The following is a 23,160-nucleotide window of genomic DNA, read 5'->3' as shown; positions in this document are numbered from 1 at the left end:
TTCCTCGGGGAGCCAGCGACAGCTGACTACGAGAGCCCACCGGTAGAAGCCCGGGCTCTAGCGGAGCCGGGCCAGCAAGTGGGCGTCGAGGAAGCCCCGCTCGGAGGCCGGGTCGTGGAGCAGCCTGGCGAACGGGACGAGCCCGGCCCCGGCCAGCAGCTCGGCGAACCGGTCCGCCGGCCAGCTGTAGGCGGGCGTCACCTTGTGGTCGAAGCGGACCGGCTCCGGCGCCTCGGTCGCGAAGAACGAGACCAGGAGCAGGCCCCCTGGCGCCAGGACACGCGCCTGCTCGGCGAGCAGCGCGGGTAGTTCCTCAGGAGGGGTGTGGATCATCGAGTAGTGGGCCAGCACTCCGCCGAGCGTGCCGTCCTCGACTGGGAGGGCCTCCATCCGCGCCTCGTCGAACCGCAGCGCCGGATGGGCCCGCCGGGCGTGGTGGACCATGGCTGGGGAGAGGTCGAACCCGAAGGCATCCAGCCCGAGCTCGTGCAGCATGGCCGTCAGATGTCCCGGCCCGCAGCCGACGTCGGCCACTCGCGAATTTCCCGTCCCACGCACCAGCTCGGCGAAGGTGCCGATCATGTTCCGCGCGAACGGCCGCGTCTCCAGTCGATCAGCGAACATCGACGCATACAGCTCGACGACGCCGTCGTAGGCCGCCCTGGTCTCATCCTGGTGCTCCGCCACGGGAAGGAAGCTAACACCCACCGTTCGCGGCCGTCCTCCGCCCCCGTGCCGAATCCCGCGCCGTCGCAGTGGACTCGCTCGGCTGCCACGACAAGACCACCACCCGGGTCCGCAACAAGACCAGTAGGACCTGGAGCAGGACCGACACCTCGGGCCGCGGCCCGCCGCGGCGGCGCGAACCGCCGGACCCGCCACGGCGGCCCGCAGGGGCGGCGGTTCGCGGACCGCGATTCACACCACGCCGCTCTCCCACCACCAGGAGCCGGAACCGTACGAGGGGTACTGGACGCGGCTGTCGACGTGCTGCCACGAGTGCGTGTACGCCTCCAGGCCGGAGAAGCCGCAGGTCTCGGCGATCCGGTAGGTCTGCAGGGTGGTGTGACCGGAGACCACGATGTCGGCGGCGACGCCGTACACGTGCATGCTGTTGGACGCGCCGCCCACGGCCGCGTTGTGGGAGACGCTGCGGAATCCGGAGTTGACGGTGATGGCGCTGTTGCCCGCCTTCTTGCGCACGGCTTCCAGCTTGTACATCAGCCGGCGCACGTTCTCCTTGACCTCGGTGGACCCGACCTTGCCACCGCTGAAGCCCGAGCCGTCGGCGGAGTAGAACTCGCTCCAGTCGAAGTGTGCGGTCGAACCGTCGCTGCTCTCCAGGCTGTTGAGCACGCTCTGGGTCTGCGGGCCGACGACGCCGTCCGCGGTCAGGCCGTAGGCCGACTGGAAGCGCTGCACGGCGGCAGTCGTAGCCGGGCCGAACGCGCCGTCCCAGGCCACATACGTCTGCTGGGCGGTGGCGGCGGCCCAGCCGCCCACGCGGATCTGCAGCTCCACCACATCGGAGCCGGAAGTCCCTTGCTGGAGGGTGCGGCTCCACCCGTAGGCCGAGGCCGGTCCGGCCGAGCCGAGGTCGGCCGCGGCCGCGAGACCGAGCGCGGCCGCCACGCCCGCTGCGCCCCGGAACAGCGTGCGGCGGCCGACGGGGCGGCCGTGTCCTGCTGGATTCATGAGTTCTCCTTGTCTCCACGTCTGGTCCGCTCGACGCCCTGTCCTGGTCCGCCGGTGCGGGCGGTCGGCGTCAGGCGACCAGCGCCTGCCAGGTGTTGGAGCCGACGATGCCGTCGACGGTGAGGGAGTGCGCGGACTGGAAGGAGCGCACCGCGCTGTCGGTGGCCGGCCCGAAGGAGCCGTCGACGGTCAATGACGCCCCGTGCGCTACGAGTTGACTCTGAACGGCCCTGACCGCGGGTCCGGACGAACCCTGCTGCACGGTGACGATGAGCGCCTGCCAGGTGGCGGGACCGACGATGCCGTCGACGGTGAGGGAGTGCGCGGACTGGAAGGAGCGCACCGCGCTGTCGGTGGCCGGCCCGAAGGAGCCGTCGACGGTCAGCGACGCACCGTGCGCGACGAGCAGGTACTGCACCGTCTTGACGCGCTCACCGGTGTCCCCCTGCCGCACGGTGGGCCAACTCGTCGTCGGCGGCGGGTTGTAGGTGCTGCCCTTGGCGAAGGCCTGGAGATCCGACAGCGTGCCGTTGAAGGTGTCCTGGTCGCCGGGGAAGGTACCGGAGTCGGCGTACTGCCACAGCGTCTGGGCCGACCAGCCTGCGGGCAGGGTGCCCGGGCTACTGGCGTAACGGGCGATCCACAGCGGGTTGGTGGCGCCGAATCCGCCGTAGTTGCCGGTGCACGTGGTCCACCAGTCCGTGGTGGTGTAGATCGTGGGGTAGCGGCCGGTCCGGGTGCGCACCTCGTTGCTGAAGTCCCGGATCCAGGAGACCATCGCGCTCTGGCTCAGCCCGTAACAGGTGGCCCCGTAGGGGTTGTACTCGATGTCCAGCGCGGGCGGCAGGGTCTTGCCGTCGGCGCTCCAGCCGCCGCCGTGGCCGACGAACCAGTCGGCCTGCGCGGTCCCGCCGGAGTTGCCGGGCAGCGCGAAGTGGTAGGCGCCCCGGATCAGTCCGGCGTTGGCGGCGCCGTTGTACTGCTGGGAGAACGAAGGGCTGGTGTAGGTGGTGCCCTCGGTCGCCTTGACGTAGGCGAAGGCGGCACCAGCGCTGCTGACGGCGGCCCAGTCGACGGAGCCCTGATAGCCGCTGACGTCCAGACCAGCCGGGCCGGTGCTCGCGGTGGCCGCGAGTGTGGAGGATCGGGAGCCGCCGCCGAGACGCTGGAGTCCGGATCCGGCGTGGTCGTCCTGCGGGTGCGTCATGCGGACGGGCGCCGCTCCGCCGCCGGAGGGTGCCGCCGAGGCGGTAGGGGGCAGGGCGAGTGTGACGGCCAGGGCCACGGCCGCCAGGGCCGGCAGGCGGAAGCGGCGCCTGTGGGCCGTCTCCGCTTCGAACCGCGACAGGACTGCTGCGAGCATGCTTCTCCCCCGAGGTCAGGCCGGCGTCCGCAGGAGGTGGGGTGGGGGCGGACGAATGCGAGTGCGATACGCAGACCGGCGCGAGGCATGACGGCACGTGAGAGGCCGAGTCGTCATGTCGGTGCGGTGTGCGGTGGTGCGAGAGGTGGCGCGCATGCTTTTGATGTGTCTCTGACAATAAGCTACGCGTGTGGAACCCGTGGCGGAAGATGGCTGCGGGGACCGGCCCGGCCGCCGGAGCTCGGCCGGCCGGGCCCCTCTTCGGCCCGGCCGGTAACCGTCCGCGCCGGGTGCGCGGGCCGGCGACGCACGATGCCCTCGACAGCGACGGACTGCCGTGCTCCGGCGGCAGGTCACCCAGGATCTTGCACCGGTCCGCCGTCCACGGGCAGCGGGGTGACCCGCGCGAGCAGGTCCACAGGGACGCCCGACGCGCTCTCCGCCGCCATCGCCTGCGCCCGCTCTCGGGCTTGCCCGGTAAGGTGCGCGGCGGCGGGGGTGGCGTAGCGCGGCACGTCGCCGAACCGGGGATGCCAGAGCAGGTGGTCCCAGGGGGAGGGGTGGAGAGACCGGCGACCACCGGAATGCCGAGCCGGTCCACGTCATCGGCGAGTTGGTTCAACTCGGAGCCATCGATGCCGGGATCGATCAGGATCCTGACGACGGCTGCCCAAGTAGAGAAAATTGGGATACGGCCGTCCGACTGACGTCGTGGAGTCCTGCTGCCACCGGAACCCGACGTTGATACAACGCGCCCACCTTTTCCACGGCACCGTCACCGTCGCCTCGATCAGACTCTGGCTGCGCCCATGACCCGCCAGACAGGCCCTAAAGCAGGCTGAGTGCCCGCATCGCATCGCGTTCGATGCGCGAGAGCTCGTGGAGGATGGAGCCGGCCTGCGTGAGGTTCTTCGCGTCGCCGGATTCGCCTGCTGCCGCGATGAGTGCGGACACCTGTGTCCAGAGGGTGGCGGCCTCGGTATACAGGCTGTGGCCGGTGCGCAGGTGGCTGCTGCCGATCAGCTGGGCGCACTCGGCGAGGAAGTCCCGGTAGAGATTGCGGAACAGAGCGCCGCCGGTGCCGGCCCTCTCCATGAGGACGGCGGCCCGTGGCAGGTCCTCCCGCGGATTGTCGCTGCGCTGCAGCCACTTCGGCACTTGCGTGGCGGTTTTCTCGATCCCCCGGTGGCCCAGGTTCGCGATGGGCGGGTTCAAGAAGGCGTCGGCGCAGGTCTTGATCGCGGGGATGATCCGGTCCTGCGGTGTCCTCGGGCTACTGGGCACTGTGATGGTGAAGGAGCGGTGCTTGGCGGTCATGGGGCCGCGCTCGGCCCTGGCCCTGGCCAGGCTGGCGAGACTGGTGGTGACAGCTCCGCCCTGCGGGTCGGTGTCCACCAGGTAGGCGTCCTGTTCGTCGTAGCCGTACATGGCCACGACGTGGCCGCCGAAGTGCACCTTGGTGCTGAAGTAGTCCAGGTGGTAGCTGTCGAGCTGAAGGGCAACCGGCCTGCCGACGTCGATGGGTGCTGCTACGTTCTGCCAAGCCTTGCGCGGGGAGGTGGTCTCCTCGACCAGCAGCTCGAGTCCGAGTGCGGCGGCCAGGTTCCTGGTGAGCTCGAACGGCTTGACCCGACCTCCCAGGAAGGGAAAGCCCATGCCTTTGCTGTCCCAGTAGATGAAGGACAGTCCGGAGCCGAGCCCGAACAACATGGGCTCGGACAAGTCGAGTCCCTCGTGCCGCAGCAGCACGCCGAGCGCCGTCGTCTCGCAGTGCTGCATACCGCGGGCCTCGATGTCTTTCACCATGGTCATGCCGCTCATTCTCCTCCCTCACTGCGAGGGGCGCTCTGCGTATTCGTTCCGGAACCGTGTGCGCAGGTTCGAATCCTGCCGGGGCTGCTGGCCAGTCATGCGTGAACGGAACCCTCTGCGCGACGCGAGGACTCCGGCTGCGCTCTACGTGCCGCAGACTCACCGCCGAATCCAGCCGTTCGGATCTCCGCGTGGGTGCTGGTGAGCGTGGCGAGGCCGTCGCAGCGCTGCACCAACCGTGCCGCCGCCCGCCGGGGTTGACACGGGCCGGCAGCAGGTACCGAACCGGCTCCCTACCTGCTACGACGTCCTTGACGGTCTCTTGGCAACCTCGCGGGACATGGTGCGCGGTTGCGGGGAAACGAGCGGGGAGTGACACGTATTTGCTTGGTCGTCCTCACCCTCGCCGCGGGACTCGCGGCGATCGGCGCCGCCGGCTGGATCTCGCCGTGGTGGTGGCTCGCCGCCGTCCCCCTCGCCCTGCTGGGCCTGCTGGGCGCGTGGGACCTGCTGCAGCGCCGGCACGCGGTACTGCGCAACTACCCCGTCCTCGGGCACGCCCGCTTCCTCCTGGAGGGAATCCGGCCCGAACTCCAGCAGTACTTCGTCGAGCGGAACTTCGACGGCCGCCCCTTCGACCGGGATGTGCGCAGCATCGTCTACGAGCGGGCGAAGGGAACCGACGCCGAGCAGCCGTACGGCACCGAGCGGGACGTCTACCAGCCCGGCTACGAGTTCCTGGTCCCGTCCATGGCGCCCCGCCCGGTCCCGAAGACACCGCCCAGGGTGCGGATCGGCGGCCCCGACTGCGACCGCCCGTACGACATGGCGCTGCTGAACGTGTCGGCGATGAGCTTCGGCTCCCTGTCGTCGAACGCCGTGCTCGCCCTCAACGGTGGTGCCGCGGCGGGCGGCTTCGCTCACGACACCGGTGAGGGCGGCCTGTCGGAGTACCACCTGCGGCCGGGCGGCGACCTCGTCTGGGAGATCGGCACGGGCTACTTCGGCTGCCGGACCGACGACGGCGACTTCGATCCCAAGGAGTTCGCCGACAAGGCCGCGCACGACCACGTCAAGTGCGTGTCCCTCAAACTCTCCCAGGGCGCGAAACCCGGCATCGGCGGCGTCCTGCCCGGAGCGAAGGTCAACGCCGAGATCGCGCGGGTGCGGGACGTGCCCGAAGGGCGGACGGTGATCTCGCCGCCCTACCACCGGGTGTTCTCCACCCCGCGCGAACTCGTCCGCTTCATCGCCCATATGCGGGAGCTCTCCGGCGGGAAACCGACCGGCTTCAAACTCTGCCCGGGGTCACGCCGGCAGTTCCTGGCCGTGTGCAAGGCGATGATCCAGGAGGGCACGGCCCCGGACTTCATCATCGTGGACGGAGCCGAGGGCGGCACCGGCGCGGCACCACTGGAGTTCGCCGACCACGTCGGCACCCCGCTCACCGAGGGACTTCTCACCGTGCACAACGCCCTCGTCGGCGCGGGCCTGCGCGACCGCATAAGAATCGGGGCGAGCGGCAAGATCGCCACCGGTACGGACCTGGTCAAGCGCCTGGTGCAGGGCGCCGACTACGGCAACGCGGCGCGGGCGATGATGTTCGCCGTCGGCTGCATCCAGGCGCAGCGGTGCCACACCAACACCTGCCCCACCGGGGTGACCACGCAGGACCCCTGGCGCGCCCGCGCCCTCGACGTCGGCGACAAGACGCAGCGCGTCCAGCGTCTACAGGAGGCCATGGTGTCCAGCGCACTGCAGATCATGGCCTCCATGGGCGTCACCGACCCCTCGCAACTGCGTCCGCACATGCTGCGCCGGCGCATCGACCCCATCACCGAGCGCTCCTACGAGGAGCTCTACGAATGGCTGGCCCCGGGACAGTTGCTCGCCGAGCCCCCCGCGTCCTGGGCTGCCGACTGGCACGCCGCCGACCCCGACCGTTTCACCGTGTGATCTGGAGGATCCCTTGGCCCGAACCGTTGCCCGTGTGATCGTGGACGCGCTGAGCGAGCTCGGCGTGCGCCAGGTCTTCGGCGTCGTCGGTGACGCCCTCAACCCGCTGACCGACGCCATCCGCACCACCGAGGACGTGGAGTGGGTGGGCTGCCGGCACGAGGAGGCGGCAGCGTTCGCCGCGAGTGCCCAGTCACAGCTCAGCGGCACCCTCGGCGTGTGCATGGGCACCGTCGGACCCGGCTCCGTCCACCTGCTCAACGGCCTCTACGACGCGGCCAAGAGCCATGCGCCGGTCCTGGCGATCGCCGGTCAGGTGCCGCTCGCCGAAGTCGGCAGCGACTACTTCCAGGAGGTCGACAACGACGCGCTCTTCAGCGACGTGGCGGTGTTCCGGGCCACGGTCACCTCCCCCGACCAGCTGCCGCAGATGCTGGAGTCGGCGGTGCGCAACGCGCTGGGCCGCAAGGGCGTCGCCGTGCTCACCGTGCCGGGTGACCTGGGCGACCGGGACCTGACCGCCGACCGGCCGGCCCGCTTCTCCCTGAACCCGCCCGTGACCAGGCCGGAGGAGTCCGCGGTGCGCCGCGCCGCGGAGCTGCTCGACCGTGCGGAGCGCGTCACGCTGCTCGTGGGCCGGGGCGCCCGCGCCGCACGCGAGGACGTACTGGCCCTGGCCGACCGCCTGGCCGCGCCGATGGTGCTCACCCTGAAGGCCAAGGAGGGCTTCGAGGGCGAGACCAATCCCTTCCAGGTCGGTCAGACCGGACTGATCGGCAACCCCGCGGCGGCCTCGGCACTGGAGGACGCGGACACCCTCCTGTTGCTGGGCACCGACTTCCCCTACCGGGACTGGCTGCCGGAGGGCCGGACGGTCATCCAGGTGGACACCGAGGCCACCCACATCGGGCGTCGGGTCCCCGCCGAGGTTGGGCTCGTCGGCGACACGGGCGCGACCGTCCGGGACCTGCTCGGCCACCTGACCGCCGCGACTCCCGGTTCCGAAGGCGCCCGGGACCGCTCCCACCTGGAGGGCGCGCGCAAGAGCTTCGAGCAGTGGCGCGCGGGGCAGGCCCGGCTCGCCGACCCGGCGCACGACAAGGGTCTGGCCGGGCGGATCCGGTCGGCGCTGGACAACCGCGACCACGACATCCGCCCGGAGGCACTGGCCGCCGTTGTCGACCGGCTCGCGGACGACGACGCGATCTTCACCTCGGACACCGGCATGGCCACGGTGTGGCTCTCGCGCTTCGTCGAGATGCGCGGCGAGCGGCGGCTTCTCGGCTCCTACAACCTCGGCTCGATGGCCAACGCCATGCCACAGGCGCTCGGCGCACAGTGCCTGGACCGGTCGCGCCAGGTCGTGGCCTTCTGCGGCGACGGCGGGCTGAGCATGCTCCTGGGCGACCTGATGACCCTGAAGACCAGCAATCTCCCCGTCAAACTCGTCGTCTTCGACAACCGGCGGTTGGGCATGGTGAAGCTGGAGCAGGAGCAGGCCGGCCTGCCGGAGTTCGGCACCGTGCTGGACAACCCCGACTTCGCCGCCGTCGCCACGGCCATGGGCATCACCGGCATCCGCGTGACCGATCCGGCCCGACTGGAGGAGTCCGTGCGCCGCGCCTTGAGCACCCCCGGGCCCGTCCTGCTCGACGTGCTCACCAACCCGGATGAGATCGCCGTCCCCGCCAAGCCGACCGTCGAACAGGGCTGGGGCTTCGCAGTGGCCAAGATGAAGGAGATCGTGCGCAGCCACGGCGACTCGGACGCGCACTGAGCCCGTACCCCGCGGCCGTACGGGCCCGACCGGCCGTCCCCACGCGGGGGCGTGCCGGCGGGCCCGGACGACGCCGGAGGCGGTCACGGCCGCAACGCCAGTACGCCCGTGATCACGACCTACGGGTGGAGTACCGCCCTGGGACGGAACCGTTTGCCGTTGACCGTCTCCTGGTGCCCCGACTGCTGCGACCGACCACGGGTGCCGGCCTGTCAGTCGCGCCTGCCTCCGATTTGGTACGGCCGCATCATCTCGTTGTCCTCGTGCTCGAGGATGTGGCAGTGCCAGACGAAGCGACCAGGGTGGTCGAACAGGGCCTTCACCCGGGTGATTTCCCCCGGATAGGCGATCACGGTGTCCTTGAAGCCACGCTCCCGGCTCTCCGGCGGAATGGGTGACCCGTTGAACGGTTGCCGGTTCACCACCTCGAACGCCACCGCGTGGAGGTGGACTGGGTGGGCGTCGTCAGTGAAGTTGTGCAGCTCCCACGTTTCGGTCGCGTTCAGCCGTGGGTTCTCCGTCACCGGATCGGCCCAGTGGAGCAGCACCGGATTGCCGGCAGAATCGAGCGTCCCGAACATGGCTTCGACCGGTGTATCCGGTGGCACCAGGGGACTGCTGGAGTCCATCTCGTTGAGGGAGAGACGACGGGTGACACTCGACGAGCCGAGTGGTCCGAGCCGGGGCAGCCTGAGCCGATCCGGCGGGACGCTGGTGTCCTTGCTCGCCGACGGACCGACCACGAACTTCATCACCTGACCCGTGGTGGCCGGATCCGCCACGAGGAAGTCCACGCCGGGATCGCCCCGGCCGAAGGGCTCGTCCGCGCCCTCATTGATCAGGTACAGCTCGGTGCCTTCCCGGATCCCGGTGAAGTCGACGATGACGTCGGCCCGCTCCGCGTTGGCCAGCAGCAGCCGCTCCAGCCGCACCGGCGCGGGCAGGAACCCGCCGTCGTTGCCGATCTGCCACAACGGCAGGGCCGACTGGGCCGGCCGGGCGGTCGGACTCTCCGCGATCTTCAGGACGAGGAACCGGGCGTTGCAGCCGTTGAGCAAGCGCAGCCTGTAGCGGCGCGGTTCGACCTCGAGCTTCGGCCATGTCCGGCCGTTGACCACCATGGTGTTGGCGAAGAATTCGGGGTTCCAGATGGGGGACACATCCGTGGTGGGAATGTACGAACCCGCGTACCCGTCGAAGTATTCCCGGCTCGTGGGGTAGAACAGCGAGCCGTCCGAGTTGAACGAGCGGTCCTGGATGGCCAGGGGGATCTCGTGGTACCGGGTGCCCGGCGGGTCACCGAGGGCGGGCGCCGGTCCGGGCAGAGCCCCCTTGGGCAGGTCGCACTCGCCGCCGCGCAGCAGATAGAACCCCACGGGCCCGGCGTAGACGTTGAGCCGGGTCAGTCCCAGGGTGTGATCGTGAAACCAGAGGGTCGCCGCCCGCTGGTCGTTGGCGTACTGGAAGGTCGCGGTACCCGGCTCCCACTTCAGGCCATGTGCATCGGCGAACTTCCGACGGAACTCGGCGTAGAACGAGCCCACGGTGGCGAACCCGGAAGGGAGGTCGTTCGCGCGTGGCAGGTACCACGCTTCGGGGTGGCCGTCGCTCTCCTCGGCGGAATACCCCCCGTGCAGGTGCGTGACGATCGGCACGGGGCCGGTATACGGACCCGGCGTCGATGTGAACGCCGGTCGGCAGTCGCGCCCGGTCTTGCCCCCCGGCGGGTTCGCCCAGTGCAGAGTGGGGTCGACCGCGAGCAAGTGCGGGAGGAAACGGCCCTGGCTGTCGACGAGATCGTTCACCCAGGTGACCCGGACGGGCCGGTCGACCCTGGCCTCGATGGTGAACGAGGGGTAGTTGAAGGTGTCGTCGTCCGCGAGCGAGCCGTACCCCCACAGAGTGGTGGAGGGCAGAGTGGGTGGCAACACCTGCTGGTTGAACTGCCGGACACCGATGACGTAGCTGTCGATGCCGTGCCGCCGCGAGTGGGGATCCTTCGGCATCACCGGCGGAATCACCAGGTCGGTGACGTATTTCGGGATGGTCGTGGGGTCCAGGGTGGAGACTGGGAGTCCGGCGGCAGACCCGGCCCCCAGGCCCCCCGCGGTCCCGTTCGGGCGTGCCACCGCCCCATGAGGTACTGGGAGGGCCAGGGCCGCCCCACCGACGGCCCCGGCCACGAGCAAGTCTCTTCGTGCGATCATTTCACTCGCCTTCCGCAGCCCGGGGAGTCGGGCACCCCCTTACTGGATGCTATGGCGCATGCACAACGAGTAACCGTATGGGCGTTAAGCGTGTCGTCGGGTTGTCTGGGCCGGGCGACGTGCGGCCTGCCATCGGCGCAATGACGGCCACGATCCGTCAGTTGCAAATGACCGCATCCATCTGTCGGGACGACGGGCCATGAATCCCAGGGCCCCGGGTTCGGTGCGCCTGATCGACTCCGGGACGCGGAAAAAGCAGCCTTGCAGACTAGGCCGCGGTCCCGCAGCCAGGCGGCGTCACGCTGCCGGACGAGCTTTCCAGCGCTGCCCCCCTGCGCCCGGACCGGCGCCGCACGAGTTCGACGGTCTCCCACGACACGGCGGCAACGGCCACCAGCGCCAGGAGCAGGTAGAAGACAAACAGTTTGTGCAGGTCGTCGAGGAAGTACCAGATCGATGCGGTGGCACTGAACCAGAAGGCGACCAGTGAGCCGGCGCCGCGCTCCTGGCTGCGTACCGCGCCGAGGAGGCAGCAGGCGGCGGCCAGTGCCAGCAGGGCGGCGATGGCGACGTAGGAGCCGGCCCAGCCAATCTCGGCGCGCCGCAGTTCGGAGTTGACCGCCACCGTCTCGGCCGCCGGTCCCCAGCCCACCGCGCATGCCAGGCGTGTCGACCATGGCAGCGTCGCCACTCCCAACACTCCGGCCGCAACGGCGACCTGGCCGAAGTGAGCGGTGTCCACCAGGTGGCCGTGTGCGCACAGCAGCGAAAGCAGACAGCCGAGCAGAGCCAGAGCGCTGTCGGCGGACGGGCGCAGTGAGATGCGGAACCTGTCGCGGGGAGCGGTTCGGCCGCCGGGCCGCGTCGCTCGGGGCGGCGGCGGAAGAGCGGTGGCCCTGGCCGTCGGCATGGAACTCTGTGTGACGGCGTCGGCGAGGGACGCGCGCATCTCTCCAGCATCGGCGAATCGTTCCGCCGGGTCCTTGCGCAGTGCGCTCAGGATCACTGCCTCCACCGCCGGCGGTATCTGGGGCCGGAACCGGGCGGCCGGCTCGGGTTCGGCGTACAGGTGCTGATGCATGACGGCGAAGGGCGAGTCGCCGCGGAACGGGGGCTGTCCGGTCAGCAGTTCGTGCAGGAGGCACCCCGTCGCGTACAGATCGGCCCGGTGGTCGACCTCCGCGCCGCTGATCTGCTCGGGCGAGAGGTAAGCGGGGGTGCCTATGGCCGCACCGCTGCCGGTGATACGGGTGGCGGCCTCGGTGAACGCCTTGGCGATGCCGAAATCGAGGACCTTCACGGTGTCGGGCCCGGTGAGCATGATGTTCGAGGGTTTGATGTCCCTGTGCACGATGCCGCGTTCGTGGCTGTGCCGCAGCGCGTCCAGAACCGCGCAGGCCGTGCTGATGGCGTCGGCGACAGGCAGTGGGCCCTCTCGGAGGACCTCGGCGAGGGTGGCGCCCTGCACGTACTCCATGACCAGGTAGGGCCGGGGTCCGTCCGGGTGCGGCTCCTCGCCGACGTCGTGGATGGTGGCCACCGCTGGATGATTGAGCGCGGCGGCCGCATGCGCCTCACGCCGGAAGCGGGCTCGCGACTGTGGATCGTGGGCCAACTCCGAGGAGAGCAGCTTGACCGCGACGGTACGGCGCAGCTGCCGGTCCACCCCCCGATGGACCGTTCCCATGCCGCCCTGCCCCAGCTTCTCGGCCAGCTCGTACCGGCCACTGAGGACCATGTCCCGCCCCACACACGCCTCCCATTTATACGGATCCCGGCGCAGCTTACGGCGCGACCTCGACAGGCCGATCGCCACCGCCCCCGCCGGGCGCGTCGCAGGGCAGGCGCGGGCGGGCGCGCTGCCGAGTTCACGTGACGAGTCGGCCAGGGGCCCGGCCGAGCATCTCGTCGACGTCGTCGACACCGATGCTGAGCAGGATCCGCGGTGCCGCCCCGCCCCCCGGGTTCGCCTCGGCCACCCCCCGAGGTTGGTGTCGCCGATGCGCATGTAACCGGTGCCCGGCCCGCCGGCATGGCCGCCGCGCAGCGGCTGATCGAGGAGCACTGCCCCTACCTGGACGGCCTGGAGGAGCAGCTCGACGCCCCCTATGCCTACCGGCCGGGCGCGGCCGCGTGATGCACATCGACGAGTCCTGGATCCTGGAGGTCGCCGAGCGGGCCGGGCACCGGGACCCGAGCGTGGACGACTTCGGCCTGCCCGTGGCCGCGGTGGCCCGCCACCGCGGCGAACTCCTGGACCACCCCCGCTATGACGGCCCCTACGCCCGCGGCGCGGCGCTGGTGCACACCGTCGGCCGCTGCCGCCGGCTGGAGCGCTCCTGCCTCACCGTCGCCTGCGCGACCGCAGTGGTGTACCTCGAAGCCAGCAACATCCGCGTCAGCCCCACCCGCGAGCAACTCACCACGCTCGCCCACGAGCTGAACAACCCCCGCTGCACCGCCGCGAGAATCGCTGCGATGCTCCACACGTGGAAACCCTGGCCGGCTCGACCGGCGACCCCAGGCGGACGGCGGCCCGAGGCCGGTCGCGAGAGCGGTGACGACGGGGCGGCCCGAGGCGCGGGCCGATGTCCAGGGGCAGACCCTGGGAGTAGTCACCCGACTCATGTCGGGCGGCCGGTCCCGGCATCGCTCAATCAAGTTCAGCAGCCTCACGCTGCGCGGGACCGGGGCGGTCTGGGAGGGGCGTCGAGGGAAACCGTCCGAATCGGGGAGTCGGCCTGCGCAAGGCGAGGGGAAGACTGTCGGCGAGCGCCACGGCCCTCGTCGGCCGTCAAGGCCGGCGTGCTGATGTTCTTGGTCTTGCTGACCCACTGCGGCAGCGTGAGCCGTCCGGCCGAGGGAGCGGGTGTGCGACGACGGAGCGGCACGTGGCCGCGCTCGGACCGGCCGTCGTGGTGTCCGTGCTGGTCGCGGTGAGTGTCGCAGGCCAGGAAATCTCGTAGGAGGGTCAGGTGCGGCGCCACCGCCGCAAGGCAGTCGTCCGCCTGGCGGCCCGTGGTAGTCCGGTCGTGGTCGCTGGTCCGGCTGGGGATTCCGATCATGGTGAGACCTCCGTTCGCTGTCTCACCTTCCCCCAGCGAGGACCCCTCGCGCGTCGTCCTCGCGCAGTGAATCCTGGGTACCACGGCCGCAGTATCCGGGAGGCCCGCCTACAGCCGGGGCAGACATGCTGGGGCCTACGTGGGCACCTCTGAACGCAGCGGATCTGGCGCCGCGCTGGCCAGGCCGCACTGGTAGGCGATGACCACGAGCTGGGCCCGGTCGCGGGCCGCCAGCTTGGTCATGGCCCGGTTGACGTGGGTCTTGGCGGTCAGCGGGCTGACGAACAGACGTTCGGCGATCTCGTCGTTCGACAGACCCAGGGCCACCAGCCCCAGGACATCGCGTTCCCGTGGCGTCAGGCACTTCAGCCGCTCGTGCACCTCTCCTGGGCGGGGGTTCGGCTGCGCGAGGAAGCGCCTGATCAGCGCGCCCGTGGCCGCGGGTGACAGCAGTGCGTCGCCGGCTGCGACCGTGCGGACGGCCTCGACCAGTTCCTCAGGGCGCGCGCCCTTGCCAAGGAAGCCGCTCGCTCCGGCGCGCAGCGCTTCGGCCACGTGCTCGTCGTCCTCGAAGGTGGTCAGGATGAGCACTCTCACCGCTGCGAGATCTACGGACTCGCTGATCAGCCGGGTGGCGTCGAGGCCGTCCATCTCCGGCATGCGGATGTCCATCAGCACCACGTCCGGGTGCTGGGTCCGCGCCAGCTCCACGGCCTCGTGACCGTTGGACGCCTCGCCGACCGTCTCCATGTCGCTGGTGGAGTCGAACAGCATCCTGAAGGTGCCTCGCAGCAGGGCCTGGTCATCGGCAAGCAGTACGCGAATCGTCATGTCCGTCCCTCCTTGGTGTCTCGCCGATCAGCAGGCCGGGGCGCAGCGGCAGCTCGGCCGTCACGCTGAAGCCGCCCTCGGGGCGCGGTCCCGCGTGCAGCCGGCCCCCGACCGTGGCCACCCGCTCACGCATCCCGATCAACCCGTGCCCGGTACCCGCAGGGGGCGGACGATGCTGCGCGGTCCCCCCGTCATCCTCAACGGTGATCGTCAAACGTTCGGGGTGATGGTGCAGGATCAGGCGGGCGTGGTCGGCCCCGGCGTGCTTGCGCACGTTGGTCAGGGCCTCCTGAACGATGCGGTACGCGGCCAGATCGACCGCCGGCGCCAGGGGGGCGGCGGTGCCGTGCCGGGTGTGGCTGACCTCGAGGCCGACGCGTTCGAAGGACGCCAGAAGCACCGGAATGTCAGCCAGGCCCGGCATGGGGTTGCGAGGCGCGACCGGATCGCCGGACTGCCGCAGCAGCCCCACGGTCACCCGTAGCTCGTCGAGCGCCGACCGGCTGGTCTCCCTGATGTCCTCCAAGGCCGTCAGCACTTGTTCCGGTTGCTGCTCCGCGAGATGGGCGGCCACGCCGGCCTGGGCGTTGATCAGTGCGATGTGGTGCGCGACGATGTCGTGCAACTCGCGCGCGATACGCACCCGTTCGGCCGCCACTCGCTGCTGCGCCTCCTGCTCACGCGTGCGTTCGGCGTGCTCCGCCCGTTCCTCCACGGCCGCCACGTAGGCGCGCCGGGAGCGTAGGCCGTCGCCGATGGCGGCGGGCAGCGCCGTCCAGGCCAGCAGTGCCGCGTTGTCGGGGTTCAGCCACGAGCGAGGGGCATACAGGATGGCGGAGCCCACCAAGACGGCGGCCGAGGCGCAGGCGCTGGTCCAGGCGGTCCGTCGGTCGGTCAAGAGGGCCACGGTGTAGACGGACACCAGAACCGGGCTGATCACGAGCGGGCTCTCCCGGAACCCGAGGACCAGGAAGCCCACCCCGCACCCGAGTGCGACGGCCAGTACGCCGATCGGGTGGCGGCGTCGCCAGATCAGTGCCGAGCAGCCGACGCCCGCCAGTACCAGGGCGGTCCAGCGTAATGAGAACCGGTGCTCATGCGGTTCGATCGAGGCAGCCACCACGGACAGCAGGAAGAGGACAGCCAGGCCCAGCCCGTCCGTCACACGAATCCGGGTCGCCGCTTGCCCCCTCTCGTCGCTGATCAGCACCATGCCACCACCGTAGGGTCGACGGCCGGATCGAGCATCACATCGCCAGTCGCACCGATCGACGGCCGGCCGGCGCAGAAACGCCTCGCCCCGGCGACCGACTGCTCCGTCACGGCTCTGCGGATGCAGGCGGTCCGATGACGCACCGGCGATCGCCCGCGCCGACCCGCTGCGCGGACGGAGCGGAGATCACCGCCCTCCAGGAGGATCGCCGGGACGTGCCCGGAGGGGCCACGGGACGATCTTGAAGCCCCGAGCGCCCGGAGCCGCCTCTCCAGGGACCGTCCGACCCGAACCCGCCTCTTTCCACGAGCCATTGACGAGCGACCCCGACCGGTACGTACTCCCACCTCCGCCGCCGCGCACGGCCGTCGTGGTCATCGCGGAGGCTGGGCGTCGCGCGTCTGCCGTTCGGAGGTCAGGCGGAGGATGTCGGCGAGGCCGCGCTCGCCGGTGCGGTTCTCTGCGGGCAGGATGTAGGTCCGCAGGCCGCAGACGGTCGCACCACCGTCACGGACCGGATTGTCGCCCACCATGAGCGTGGCCCGGGGCTCGGTGCCGAGATCGGCACACGCCTTGAAGAAGAGGTGCGGATCGGGCTTCTCGCGGCCCTGCTCGTACGAGATGACACAGCTGTCGATCAGGTCACTCATCCCGTGGTGGGCGAGGTGAGCGCGCAGATCCCAGGCGAAGTCGCTGACGACGGCGATGCGCAGGCCGCTGGAACGGAGTGCGCGCAGGGTGGGCTCGGTGTCGGGATACGGGATCCAGGCATCCGGCGCGGTGAGTTCCCGGTACGCGGTCTCTTCCGCGCCGCGCAGGAAGTCCACGTGCCGCCACCACCCGCGCATGGCCTGCCGGTGCCGCTCGGGCGACAGGTCGCGGCCCTGCTGCAGTGCGCCGACGGACGGCAGTTGGAAGGCGGTGCGCAGTTGGCGGGAGATCTCGGCCTCGGCCCCGGGTGCGTCGAGCAGCGCGAGGCGGCCGGACGCGTGACCCACTCGGCGCAGCCAGGCCTCCAGGGGGATCATCTGGAAGAGCGTATTGCTGAAGTCGAAGAGCACACCCTGCACCGGGGGTAGCGGCGCGGCCCGCTCGGCGTCGCTGGGGCGGTAGGCGCTTGGTGTTTCGAACAGTGTCCGCATCACGAGGGGGGCTGTTCTTCGGCGGCGACCGTCTCCACGGGCACGCCCAGGTCGCGGATGGCGGCGAGCTCGGCCTCGGGAGTGTGGGTGTCGGTGATGACCGCCTCGTAGTCGGCCACGGTGCCGTAGGCATACGTGGCGGTCTTGCCGAACTTCGAGTGGTCTGCCAGGAGCAGGGCGTGCTTGGCGGAGGTGAGCATGGCCAGTTTGACCTCGACGTAGTCGTTCATGGGGTGGAAGAGCCGGCCCTCCAGGATCGCGGTGGCGGACATCAGCGCGAGATCGGCGTGGATCTGTGACAGCGCACGGGTCACCGCGGGGCCGGTGCAGGAGTTGAAGTCGCCGCGGTAGCGCCCGCCCAGGAGGGTGATGTTCACCCTGGACTCGGAGCCGAGGCGCTGGGCCAGGCCGACCGAGTTGGTGACGACATGCAGCTGGTCCAACCCGGCCAGTACCGGGACCAGCGGGAACAGGGTGGTCGAGTCGTCCATGAGGACCGTGGTGCCTGGCTTGATCCGGTCGGCGACGGCTGCGCAGAGGGCGTTCTTGGCCGCCAGGGCGCTGCTCTCCCGGAAGCGGGTGGCCATTTCCATGGTGAGGGCGGGGAAGGCGAGGGCCCGCCCGCGCTCCTTGCGGAGGAGGTGACGCCCGGCGAGGTCGTCCAGGTCCCGGTGCATCGTCATCAGGCTCACGCCGAACTGCTCGGCGAGGTCGTCGATGCGCGTCTCGCCATGTTCGGCGACGTAACGCAGGACGGCCTTGCGCCGCTCCTCGACGACGGCGTGGGACGATCGCGTGCGGGCGGCCACGGCGCCCCTCCTTCCCTTCGGTCGTGCTCGTTCGGCGGCGGGGAACGGAAGCCACCCTCACGCACGGCTGCGACTGCGGCGTTGTCGACGTGCAGGCGGTCGGTGACGCCAGTCTCGCAGTTTCGCACATGGGCCGCGGCCGGCCGGGCCCGTGCCCCGGCCCCGGGACGGCCGGGGCCGGGGCGGACCGAGTACGCTCCTGCCGAAGCACTAGGGACCGTCCACCGTTACCAGCACCTTGACGTGCTCCGGATCGAGGGAGGCCCGGAAGGCGGCAGCCGCTTCTTCCAGGGGGTAGGTGGCGGTGACGATCTCGGCGGCGTCGAAGGAGCCCGAGCTGATGAGGGAGAGGGCGACGCGATAGTCCTCGGTGGTGTACATGAGGGTGCCCTCGATGCGGATCTCCCGGTCCTGGACCAGGTCGAGGCGGACCGGCGTGGCACCAGCGGCCCCCACGCCCACGACAACGACGTGACCGCCCTTGGCGACCAGGTCGGTGGCCTGGGCCATGGACTGTTCCCGGGCGACGCAGTCGAAGACGACGTCGGCCGGGCCTCCCAGCGCGGCACGGGCCGTGGAGACCAGGTCGGGGGCGTCGGCGGGCAGGGCCGCGTCGGCGCCGAGGCGCAGCGCCCTGTCCCGCTTGCCCTGCCGCAGGTCGGTCACCACGATCCGGTCGGCACCGGCGTGCCGGGCGGCGATGAGCGTGAACAGTCCGATGGGGCCGGCGCCGAGAACGGCGACCGTACGGCCTGCGAGGTCGCCGGCCTTGGCCACGGCGTGCACCGGGGTGGCCAGGGGCTCGACGAGGACGGCTTGGATGTCTGTCATGCCGTCGGGGACGCGTTGGACGCGGTCGGCGGGGATGGTGAACAGGTCGGCGAGGGCGCCGGGGGTCTGGCAGCCGAAGACCTTCAGTTCCTCGCAGATGTTGTAGCGGCCGGACCGGCACTGTGGGCACTGGCCGCAGTACAGGTTCGGTTCGACGATCACCCGGTCGCCGGGGGCGAAGTCCTCGGCCCCCGGGCCGGTGGCCACCACGACGCCCACCGCCTCGTGGCCGGGGTGGTAGGGAAGGTCGATGAACGGATGGTGTCCGGCCGCGGCATGGGTGTCGGATCCGCACACGCCGACGATCGTGGGGCGTACCAGGAGTTCGTCGTTCCCGGGGACGGGGACGGGCGCCTTCTCGACGACGATGTCGTCGAGGGAGCGGACAAGTACGCGGCGGATCAGCTGGGTCATGGTGACGGGGTTCCGTTCGGTTCGGGCGTTCACGTGGAGAGGAGGCCGGAAGGGGTGTGGCGCTTGCGTTCGGTGCTCGCTGCAAGGCGGGCCATCGTGTGCGGTGCCGCCGATGGTGGACGGACGGCGTCGCTGCGGACGTCCGGCTCGACGACGCTGTGTGCCTCATCGGTGATCGCCCCGTGGGACCGCAGCGCCCGAGTCGGGTCGGCCCTCATTTGACGGCTCCCAGGGACAGCCCGCGCACCAGCTTGTCCTGGGCGGCGAAACCGGCGATCAGGACGGGCAGGGAGACCAGCGTGGCCGCCGCGCACAGCCTGGCCAGGAACAGGCCTTCGTTGGTGATGAAGCCCACCAGGAAGACCGGTGCGGTGGAGGCCTGGGTCGCGGTGAGGTTCACGGCGAACATGAACTCGTTCCAGCTGAAGATGAAGCAGATCAGCGAGGTGGCGGCGATTCCCGGCATGGCGACCGGGGCGACGATCCGCAACAGCACCGTGGGCAGCCCCGCGCCGTCGACCTCGGCCGCTTCCAGGATCTCCCTGGGCACCTCCGCGAGGAACGACCGCATCATCCATACCGCGATCGGCAGATTCATCGCGGTGTAGAGGACGACGAGGGTCCAGATGTTGTCCAGCAGTCCGACTTCTTTGACGATCATGTAGATCGGCAGCAGCGCAGCGATGAGCGGCAGGAACTTCGTGGACAGGAAGAAGAACATCACGTCCGTCCACTTCCTGACCGGCTTGATGGACAGCGCGTAGGCCGCGGGCAGCGCCAGGGCGAGGACCAGCAGGGTGGAAAAGACGCTGGCCATGGCCGAGTTGAGCAGGAACGGGGTGATGTCCCGGCCCAGCAGGAGCCTGTACTGGTCCAGGGTCAGCGGCGCGAAGGGACTGGGCGGGTTGGTCGCCGCGTCGGACTCCTGGTGGAAGGAGGTGAGAACCATCCAGGCCACCGGCGCGAAGAAGGCCAGGGTGACCAGCCATGCGACGAACGTCCACAGGGGCGACAGACGCGGCGACTGCCCGGGGTCGTTGTGACGTCGCCGAGGGAGCCGGCGTGTGACGGGACTGGACGATGCACGGGCGGCCGCGGTCGTGCCGGTCATCGGGACACCTCTTCACGGAACAGGGAGGCGACCACGCGCAGGGCGAACGTCGCGATGACGATCGAGCCGATCACCACGACGACACCTGCGGCCGCGGCCTGGCCGTACTCGAACTTGCGGAACATGGTCAGGTAGATCTCGTAGGGCAGGTTCGTCGTCTGGGAGCCGGGGCCGCCCTGCGTGATGGTGTAGACGGCGTCGAAGGTCTGCACCACGAAGATGCTGCCGAGCACGATGCCCAGCTCGATGTACTGCCGCAGATGCGGCAGCGTGATGAGGCGGAAGGTCTGCAGCGCCGAGGCCCCGTCGACCTTGGCGGCCTCCAGCACGTCACCGGGCTGCGCCTGCAGGCCCGCCAGCAGGATGAGCATCATGAACGGCGTCCACTGCCACACGAGCGCGGTGACCAGGGCGGGCATGGGGAAGGACGAGACCCAGTCGACGGTGGGGCTGTTCGTGGCCCCGAACAGCCGGTAGACGGCGTTGACGGTGCCGTTGAGGAGCCCGTAGTCGGGGTTGTAGATGGCGTGCTTCCACACCAGAGCGGCAGCGACCGGCATGACCAGGAACGGCGCGATGAGCAGGGTGCGTGCCAGACCGCGGCCGAAGAAGTGCCGGTCGAGCAGCAGGGCCAGGCCCAGGCCCAGCACCACGCTGAGGACGACGACGGACGCGGTGAGGACGACGGTGTTGAGGACCGCGTTGCGCAACCGTTCGTCGGTGAAGACGAAGGCGTAGTTGGACAGGCCGGTGAAGTGACGGTCACCCGGTCGCAGGATGTTCCACTGGAACGTGGAGATGACGAGCGTGGCCACGAACGGCAGCTGCGTGACGGCGATGGTGAAGATCAGTGCGGGCAGCAGCGGAAGGCGACGCCGCCACCCGCGTTCGCCCGGGGACTTGAGCGGTCGGGCGGCTGGTCGCGGACGCCTCGTGTGGGGACGGTCTAGCGTGATCATGGAGTGACTTTCTTCCGCCGCGGAGCGGTGCGGACTGGGACGGCCGCTCCGGCCGGCTCGGGGGCCGGCCGGAGCAGGGCGGCTCACTTGTAGTTCTTGGCGACGCCCTCGGCCTGCTTCTGGCCGTCGTCGAGTGCTGTGTCCACGCTGGTCTTGCCGGCGATGGCGGCGGAGATCTCCTGCGTCGTCTTGGTCCCGAGGTCCTGGAACTCGGGGATGGCGACGAACTGGATGCCCACCGTGGGCCGCGGCTGCACGCCCGGGTTCGCGGGATCGGCCTGCTGGATGGACTGCAGGGTGATGTCACCGAAGGAGCCGGCGGCCTTCTTGTACTGGGGGATCTGGTAGGTGCTGGCCCGCTTCCCGGCGGGCACCCGCGACCAGCCCAGCTTCTCACCGACGAGCTTCTCGTACTTCTTGCTGGAGGCCCACAGCATGAACTTCGAGGCGGCGTCGGCGTTCTTGGTGGTCTTCGGCATCGCCCACGCCCAGGCCCACAGCCAGCCGCTGTTCTTGGTCTTCTCCACGGGAGCGTAGGCGTAACCGATCTTGCCGGCGGCCTTGCTGGTGCTCGGGTCCTCCAGAGAACCGGCCGCGCTGGTGGCGTCGTACCACATGGCGACCTTGCCCTGGCTCATCGCGTTCAGGCACTCGGTGAACCCGGCCTGCGCCGCCCCGGCCTCGCCGTGCCTGCGGACCAGGTCGACGTAGAACTTCGTGGCGTCCTTGAAGCCGCCCGTGTTGACCTGGGCCTTCCAGTCCTTGGTGAACCAGGTGCCGCCGAAGGTGTTGACGACGCTGGTCAACGGTGCCCCCAGCTCGCCCCAGCCCGCCAGGCCGCGCAGGCAGATGCCCTTCATGCCCGGCTTCGCGCCGTCCACCTTGGCGGCGAGGTCGGCCACCTGCTGCCAGGTCGGGTGCTCGGGCATCTTCAGGCCCTTCTGGGCGAACACGTCCTTGCGGTACATGAGGAAGGACGACTCGCCGTAGAACGGCAGGGCGTAGAGCTTGCCGTCCGAGCCGGACAGCGACTGGACCATCGGCTTGAGCAGGTCGCCCTTGTCGAAGCTCGTGTCCTTGTCGGCGTAGGAGCCGAGTTCGTGCAGCCAGCCGTTCTTGTACCAGATGGGTACCTCGTAGGCACCGATGGTGGCCACGTCGTACTGCCCGGCCTTGGTGGCGATGTCCTGGGTGACCTTGTCGCGCAGCTCGTTCTCCGGCAGCACCGTGAAGTTCACCTTGATGCCGGTTTCCTTGGTGAAGGTGCTCCGCGTGAGCTTCGCGATGTCCTCCATCTGCGGATTGCCGACCATCAGCACGTTGATGCTCTTGCCGCCCGACGAGGAGCCGCCGGCGCCGGCTCCGGAGCAGGCGGTGGCGAGCAGCGCGGTGGTGGCGGCGCAGGCCATCAGGGCATATCTCGTCGATCGGGTGAAGCTTGTCGGACGCATGACGGGGACCTCTCGTGCGGGTGGGTCGGAAAACGGCCTGTGGGGCACTCGTGGCGGCACGGCTCGTGGGTGCAACCGCTCAGCGAGGGCTCTCGTCGAGACATCGACCGAGGCTCGACCGAGTAAGAGGGATGCCCCCCGGGGTGTGGGTGCGGCATCGATGGCGGAATTATTAGCAGCATAGTGCGCCGTTGTTAACACATCTTGCGAGAAAACTTTCTGAGATCTATCGTGATCTCGCCTTGCAGACACAGGACTCCGGCGCCTCGCGTCCGACGGCCGCCGGTGCAGCCCTCGGCGGCCCACCCGTCGGAGTTCCGCGCCCCCCGCCCCCATCCCCGAGGAATCCCGCATGAGAGCCGGCCCGCATCCCCCAGGACCACCCGCGGTCGTCGTCGCCGGAGACGCACGGTGGATCTCACCCCCGCCCGGACCGTCCCGGGCGACATCGCCCATCAGCCGCGGCCGGGGGGGCTCCTGCCCCAACGTCGCGGCCGCGCTCGGACGCCTCGGAGTGCCGGCCG

At 70.1% G+C, this 23,160-nt stretch carries 16 protein-coding genes and 1 pseudogene; 3 read left to right on the top strand and 14 right to left on the bottom strand.

Annotated features, from left to right (window positions below; translation table 11 throughout):
* Positions 1-57: 57 nt before the first annotated feature.
* The 4 genes from ACF1A5_RS08585 to ACF1A5_RS08570 form a co-directional block, all read right to left on the bottom strand.
* Entirely contained in the window at positions 58-687 is a 630-nt protein-coding gene (locus ACF1A5_RS08585; protein WP_392192085.1) for a methyltransferase domain-containing protein, read from the bottom strand.
* Positions 688-918: 231 nt separating this feature from the next.
* Positions 919-1,695 (bottom strand): D-Ala-D-Ala carboxypeptidase family metallohydrolase, encoded by a 777-nt coding sequence (locus ACF1A5_RS08580; RefSeq protein WP_392192084.1) that lies wholly within the window; start codon positions 1,693-1,695, stop codon positions 919-921.
* A gap of 70 nt (positions 1,696-1,765) precedes the next feature.
* Complete coding sequence (locus ACF1A5_RS08575; protein WP_392192083.1) at positions 1,766-3,058, bottom strand: GH25 family lysozyme; 1,293 nt, start codon at positions 3,056-3,058, stop codon at positions 1,766-1,768.
* Between the two features lie 828 nt (positions 3,059-3,886).
* Entirely contained in the window at positions 3,887-4,870 is a 984-nt protein-coding gene (locus tag ACF1A5_RS08570; RefSeq protein WP_392192082.1) for a BtrH N-terminal domain-containing protein, read from the bottom strand.
* A 372-nt stretch (positions 4,871-5,242) separates the two neighbouring features.
* On the opposite strand from ACF1A5_RS08570, the gene ACF1A5_RS08565 reads away from it, so the two are divergent.
* Complete coding sequence (locus ACF1A5_RS08565; protein ID WP_392192081.1) at positions 5,243-6,826, top strand: FMN-binding glutamate synthase family protein; 1,584 nt, start codon at positions 5,243-5,245, stop codon at positions 6,824-6,826.
* Positions 6,827-6,839: 13 nt separating this feature from the next.
* A complete protein-coding gene (locus ACF1A5_RS08560; RefSeq protein ID WP_392192080.1) occupies positions 6,840-8,603 on the top strand; it encodes a thiamine pyrophosphate-dependent enzyme in 1,764 nt (587 codons plus the stop codon).
* A gap of 212 nt (positions 8,604-8,815) precedes the next feature.
* Here ACF1A5_RS08560 and ACF1A5_RS08555 read toward each other — a convergent pair whose 3' ends face one another.
* Both ACF1A5_RS08555 and ACF1A5_RS08550 read right to left on the bottom strand, forming a co-directional pair.
* Positions 8,816-10,732, bottom strand: coding sequence for a multicopper oxidase family protein (locus ACF1A5_RS08555; RefSeq protein ID WP_392192079.1), 1,917 nt, complete (start codon positions 10,730-10,732; stop codon positions 8,816-8,818).
* A gap of 346 nt (positions 10,733-11,078) precedes the next feature.
* On the bottom strand, positions 11,079-12,548 hold the full coding sequence (locus ACF1A5_RS08550; RefSeq protein WP_392192078.1) for a protein kinase: 1,470 nt from the start codon (positions 12,546-12,548) through the stop codon (positions 11,079-11,081).
* Between the two features lie 398 nt (positions 12,549-12,946).
* Here ACF1A5_RS08550 and ACF1A5_RS08545 point away from each other — a divergent pair.
* Positions 12,947-13,303: pseudogene (locus ACF1A5_RS08545) on the top strand (fic family toxin-antitoxin system, toxin component); the annotation flags it as partial.
* Between the two features lie 707 nt (positions 13,304-14,010).
* Here ACF1A5_RS08545 and ACF1A5_RS08540 read toward each other — a convergent pair.
* The 8 genes from ACF1A5_RS08540 to ACF1A5_RS08505 form a co-directional block, all read right to left on the bottom strand.
* Entirely contained in the window at positions 14,011-14,706 is a 696-nt protein-coding gene (locus ACF1A5_RS08540; RefSeq protein ID WP_392192077.1) for a response regulator, read from the bottom strand.
* Positions 14,678-15,919 carry a sensor histidine kinase gene (locus ACF1A5_RS08535; RefSeq protein WP_392192076.1) on the bottom strand — a complete coding sequence of 414 codons (1,242 nt, stop codon included), beginning with the start codon at positions 15,917-15,919 and terminating at the stop codon, positions 14,678-14,680. The genes ACF1A5_RS08540 and ACF1A5_RS08535 overlap by 29 nt, the downstream gene beginning before the upstream one ends.
* Before the next feature lie 374 nt (positions 15,920-16,293).
* Positions 16,294-17,061 carry an HAD family hydrolase gene (locus ACF1A5_RS08530; protein ID WP_392192109.1) on the bottom strand — a complete coding sequence of 256 codons (768 nt, stop codon included), beginning with the start codon at positions 17,059-17,061 and terminating at the stop codon, positions 16,294-16,296.
* Positions 17,061-17,870: a DeoR/GlpR family DNA-binding transcription regulator gene (locus ACF1A5_RS08525; RefSeq protein WP_392192075.1), complete on the bottom strand. Its 810-nt coding sequence runs from the start codon at positions 17,868-17,870 to the stop codon at positions 17,061-17,063. The genes ACF1A5_RS08530 and ACF1A5_RS08525 overlap by 1 nt, the downstream gene beginning before the upstream one ends.
* Before the next feature lie 210 nt (positions 17,871-18,080).
* Positions 18,081-19,115, bottom strand: a complete 1,035-nt coding sequence (locus tag ACF1A5_RS08520) for a zinc-binding dehydrogenase (protein WP_392192074.1) — start codon at positions 19,113-19,115, stop codon at positions 18,081-18,083.
* 214 nt (positions 19,116-19,329) lie between these two features.
* Entirely contained in the window at positions 19,330-20,226 is an 897-nt protein-coding gene (locus tag ACF1A5_RS08515) for a carbohydrate ABC transporter permease (protein WP_392192073.1), read from the bottom strand.
* Positions 20,223-21,185 carry a carbohydrate ABC transporter permease gene (locus tag ACF1A5_RS08510; RefSeq protein WP_392192072.1) on the bottom strand — a complete coding sequence of 321 codons (963 nt, stop codon included), beginning with the start codon at positions 21,183-21,185 and terminating at the stop codon, positions 20,223-20,225. The genes ACF1A5_RS08515 and ACF1A5_RS08510 overlap by 4 nt, the downstream gene beginning before the upstream one ends.
* A gap of 83 nt (positions 21,186-21,268) precedes the next feature.
* Positions 21,269-22,636, bottom strand: a complete 1,368-nt coding sequence (locus ACF1A5_RS08505; RefSeq protein ID WP_392192071.1) for an ABC transporter substrate-binding protein — start codon at positions 22,634-22,636, stop codon at positions 21,269-21,271.
* Between the last annotated feature and the right edge of the window lie 524 nt (positions 22,637-23,160).

It is taken from the genome of Streptomyces sp. NPDC014864, from assembly GCF_043081525.1.
Taxonomy (GTDB): domain Bacteria; phylum Actinomycetota; class Actinomycetes; order Streptomycetales; family Streptomycetaceae; genus Streptomyces.
This window is presented reverse-complemented; position numbering and strand designations above follow the sequence as displayed.

What these genes read in the sequence shown, in the direction of transcription:
- ACF1A5_RS08505 (WP_392192071.1), bottom strand. Translation starts at nt 22,636, where the DNA reads ATGCGTCCGACAAGCTTCACCCGATCGACGAGATATGCCCTGATGGCC.
- ACF1A5_RS08575 (WP_392192083.1), bottom strand. Translation starts at nt 3,058, where the DNA reads ATGCTCGCAGCAGTCCTGTCGCGGTTCGAAGCGGAGACGGCCCACAGG.
- ACF1A5_RS08515 (WP_392192073.1), bottom strand. Translation starts at nt 20,226, where the DNA reads ATGACCGGCACGACCGCGGCCGCCCGTGCATCGTCCAGTCCCGTCACA.
- ACF1A5_RS08535 (WP_392192076.1), bottom strand. Translation starts at nt 15,919, where the DNA reads ATGGTGCTGATCAGCGACGAGAGGGGGCAAGCGGCGACCCGGATTCGT.
- ACF1A5_RS08530 (WP_392192109.1), bottom strand. Translation starts at nt 17,061, where the DNA reads ATGCGGACACTGTTCGAAACACCAAGCGCCTACCGCCCCAGCGACGCC.
- ACF1A5_RS08580 (WP_392192084.1), bottom strand. Translation starts at nt 1,695, where the DNA reads ATGAATCCAGCAGGACACGGCCGCCCCGTCGGCCGCCGCACGCTGTTC.
- ACF1A5_RS08510 (WP_392192072.1), bottom strand. Translation starts at nt 21,185, where the DNA reads ATGATCACGCTAGACCGTCCCCACACGAGGCGTCCGCGACCAGCCGCC.
- ACF1A5_RS08570 (WP_392192082.1), bottom strand. Translation starts at nt 4,870, where the DNA reads ATGACCATGGTGAAAGACATCGAGGCCCGCGGTATGCAGCACTGCGAG.
- ACF1A5_RS08550 (WP_392192078.1), bottom strand. Translation starts at nt 12,548, where the DNA reads ATGGTCCTCAGTGGCCGGTACGAGCTGGCCGAGAAGCTGGGGCAGGGC.
- ACF1A5_RS08520 (WP_392192074.1), bottom strand. Translation starts at nt 19,115, where the DNA reads ATGACCCAGCTGATCCGCCGCGTACTTGTCCGCTCCCTCGACGACATC.
- ACF1A5_RS08540 (WP_392192077.1), bottom strand. Translation starts at nt 14,706, where the DNA reads ATGACGATTCGCGTACTGCTTGCCGATGACCAGGCCCTGCTGCGAGGC.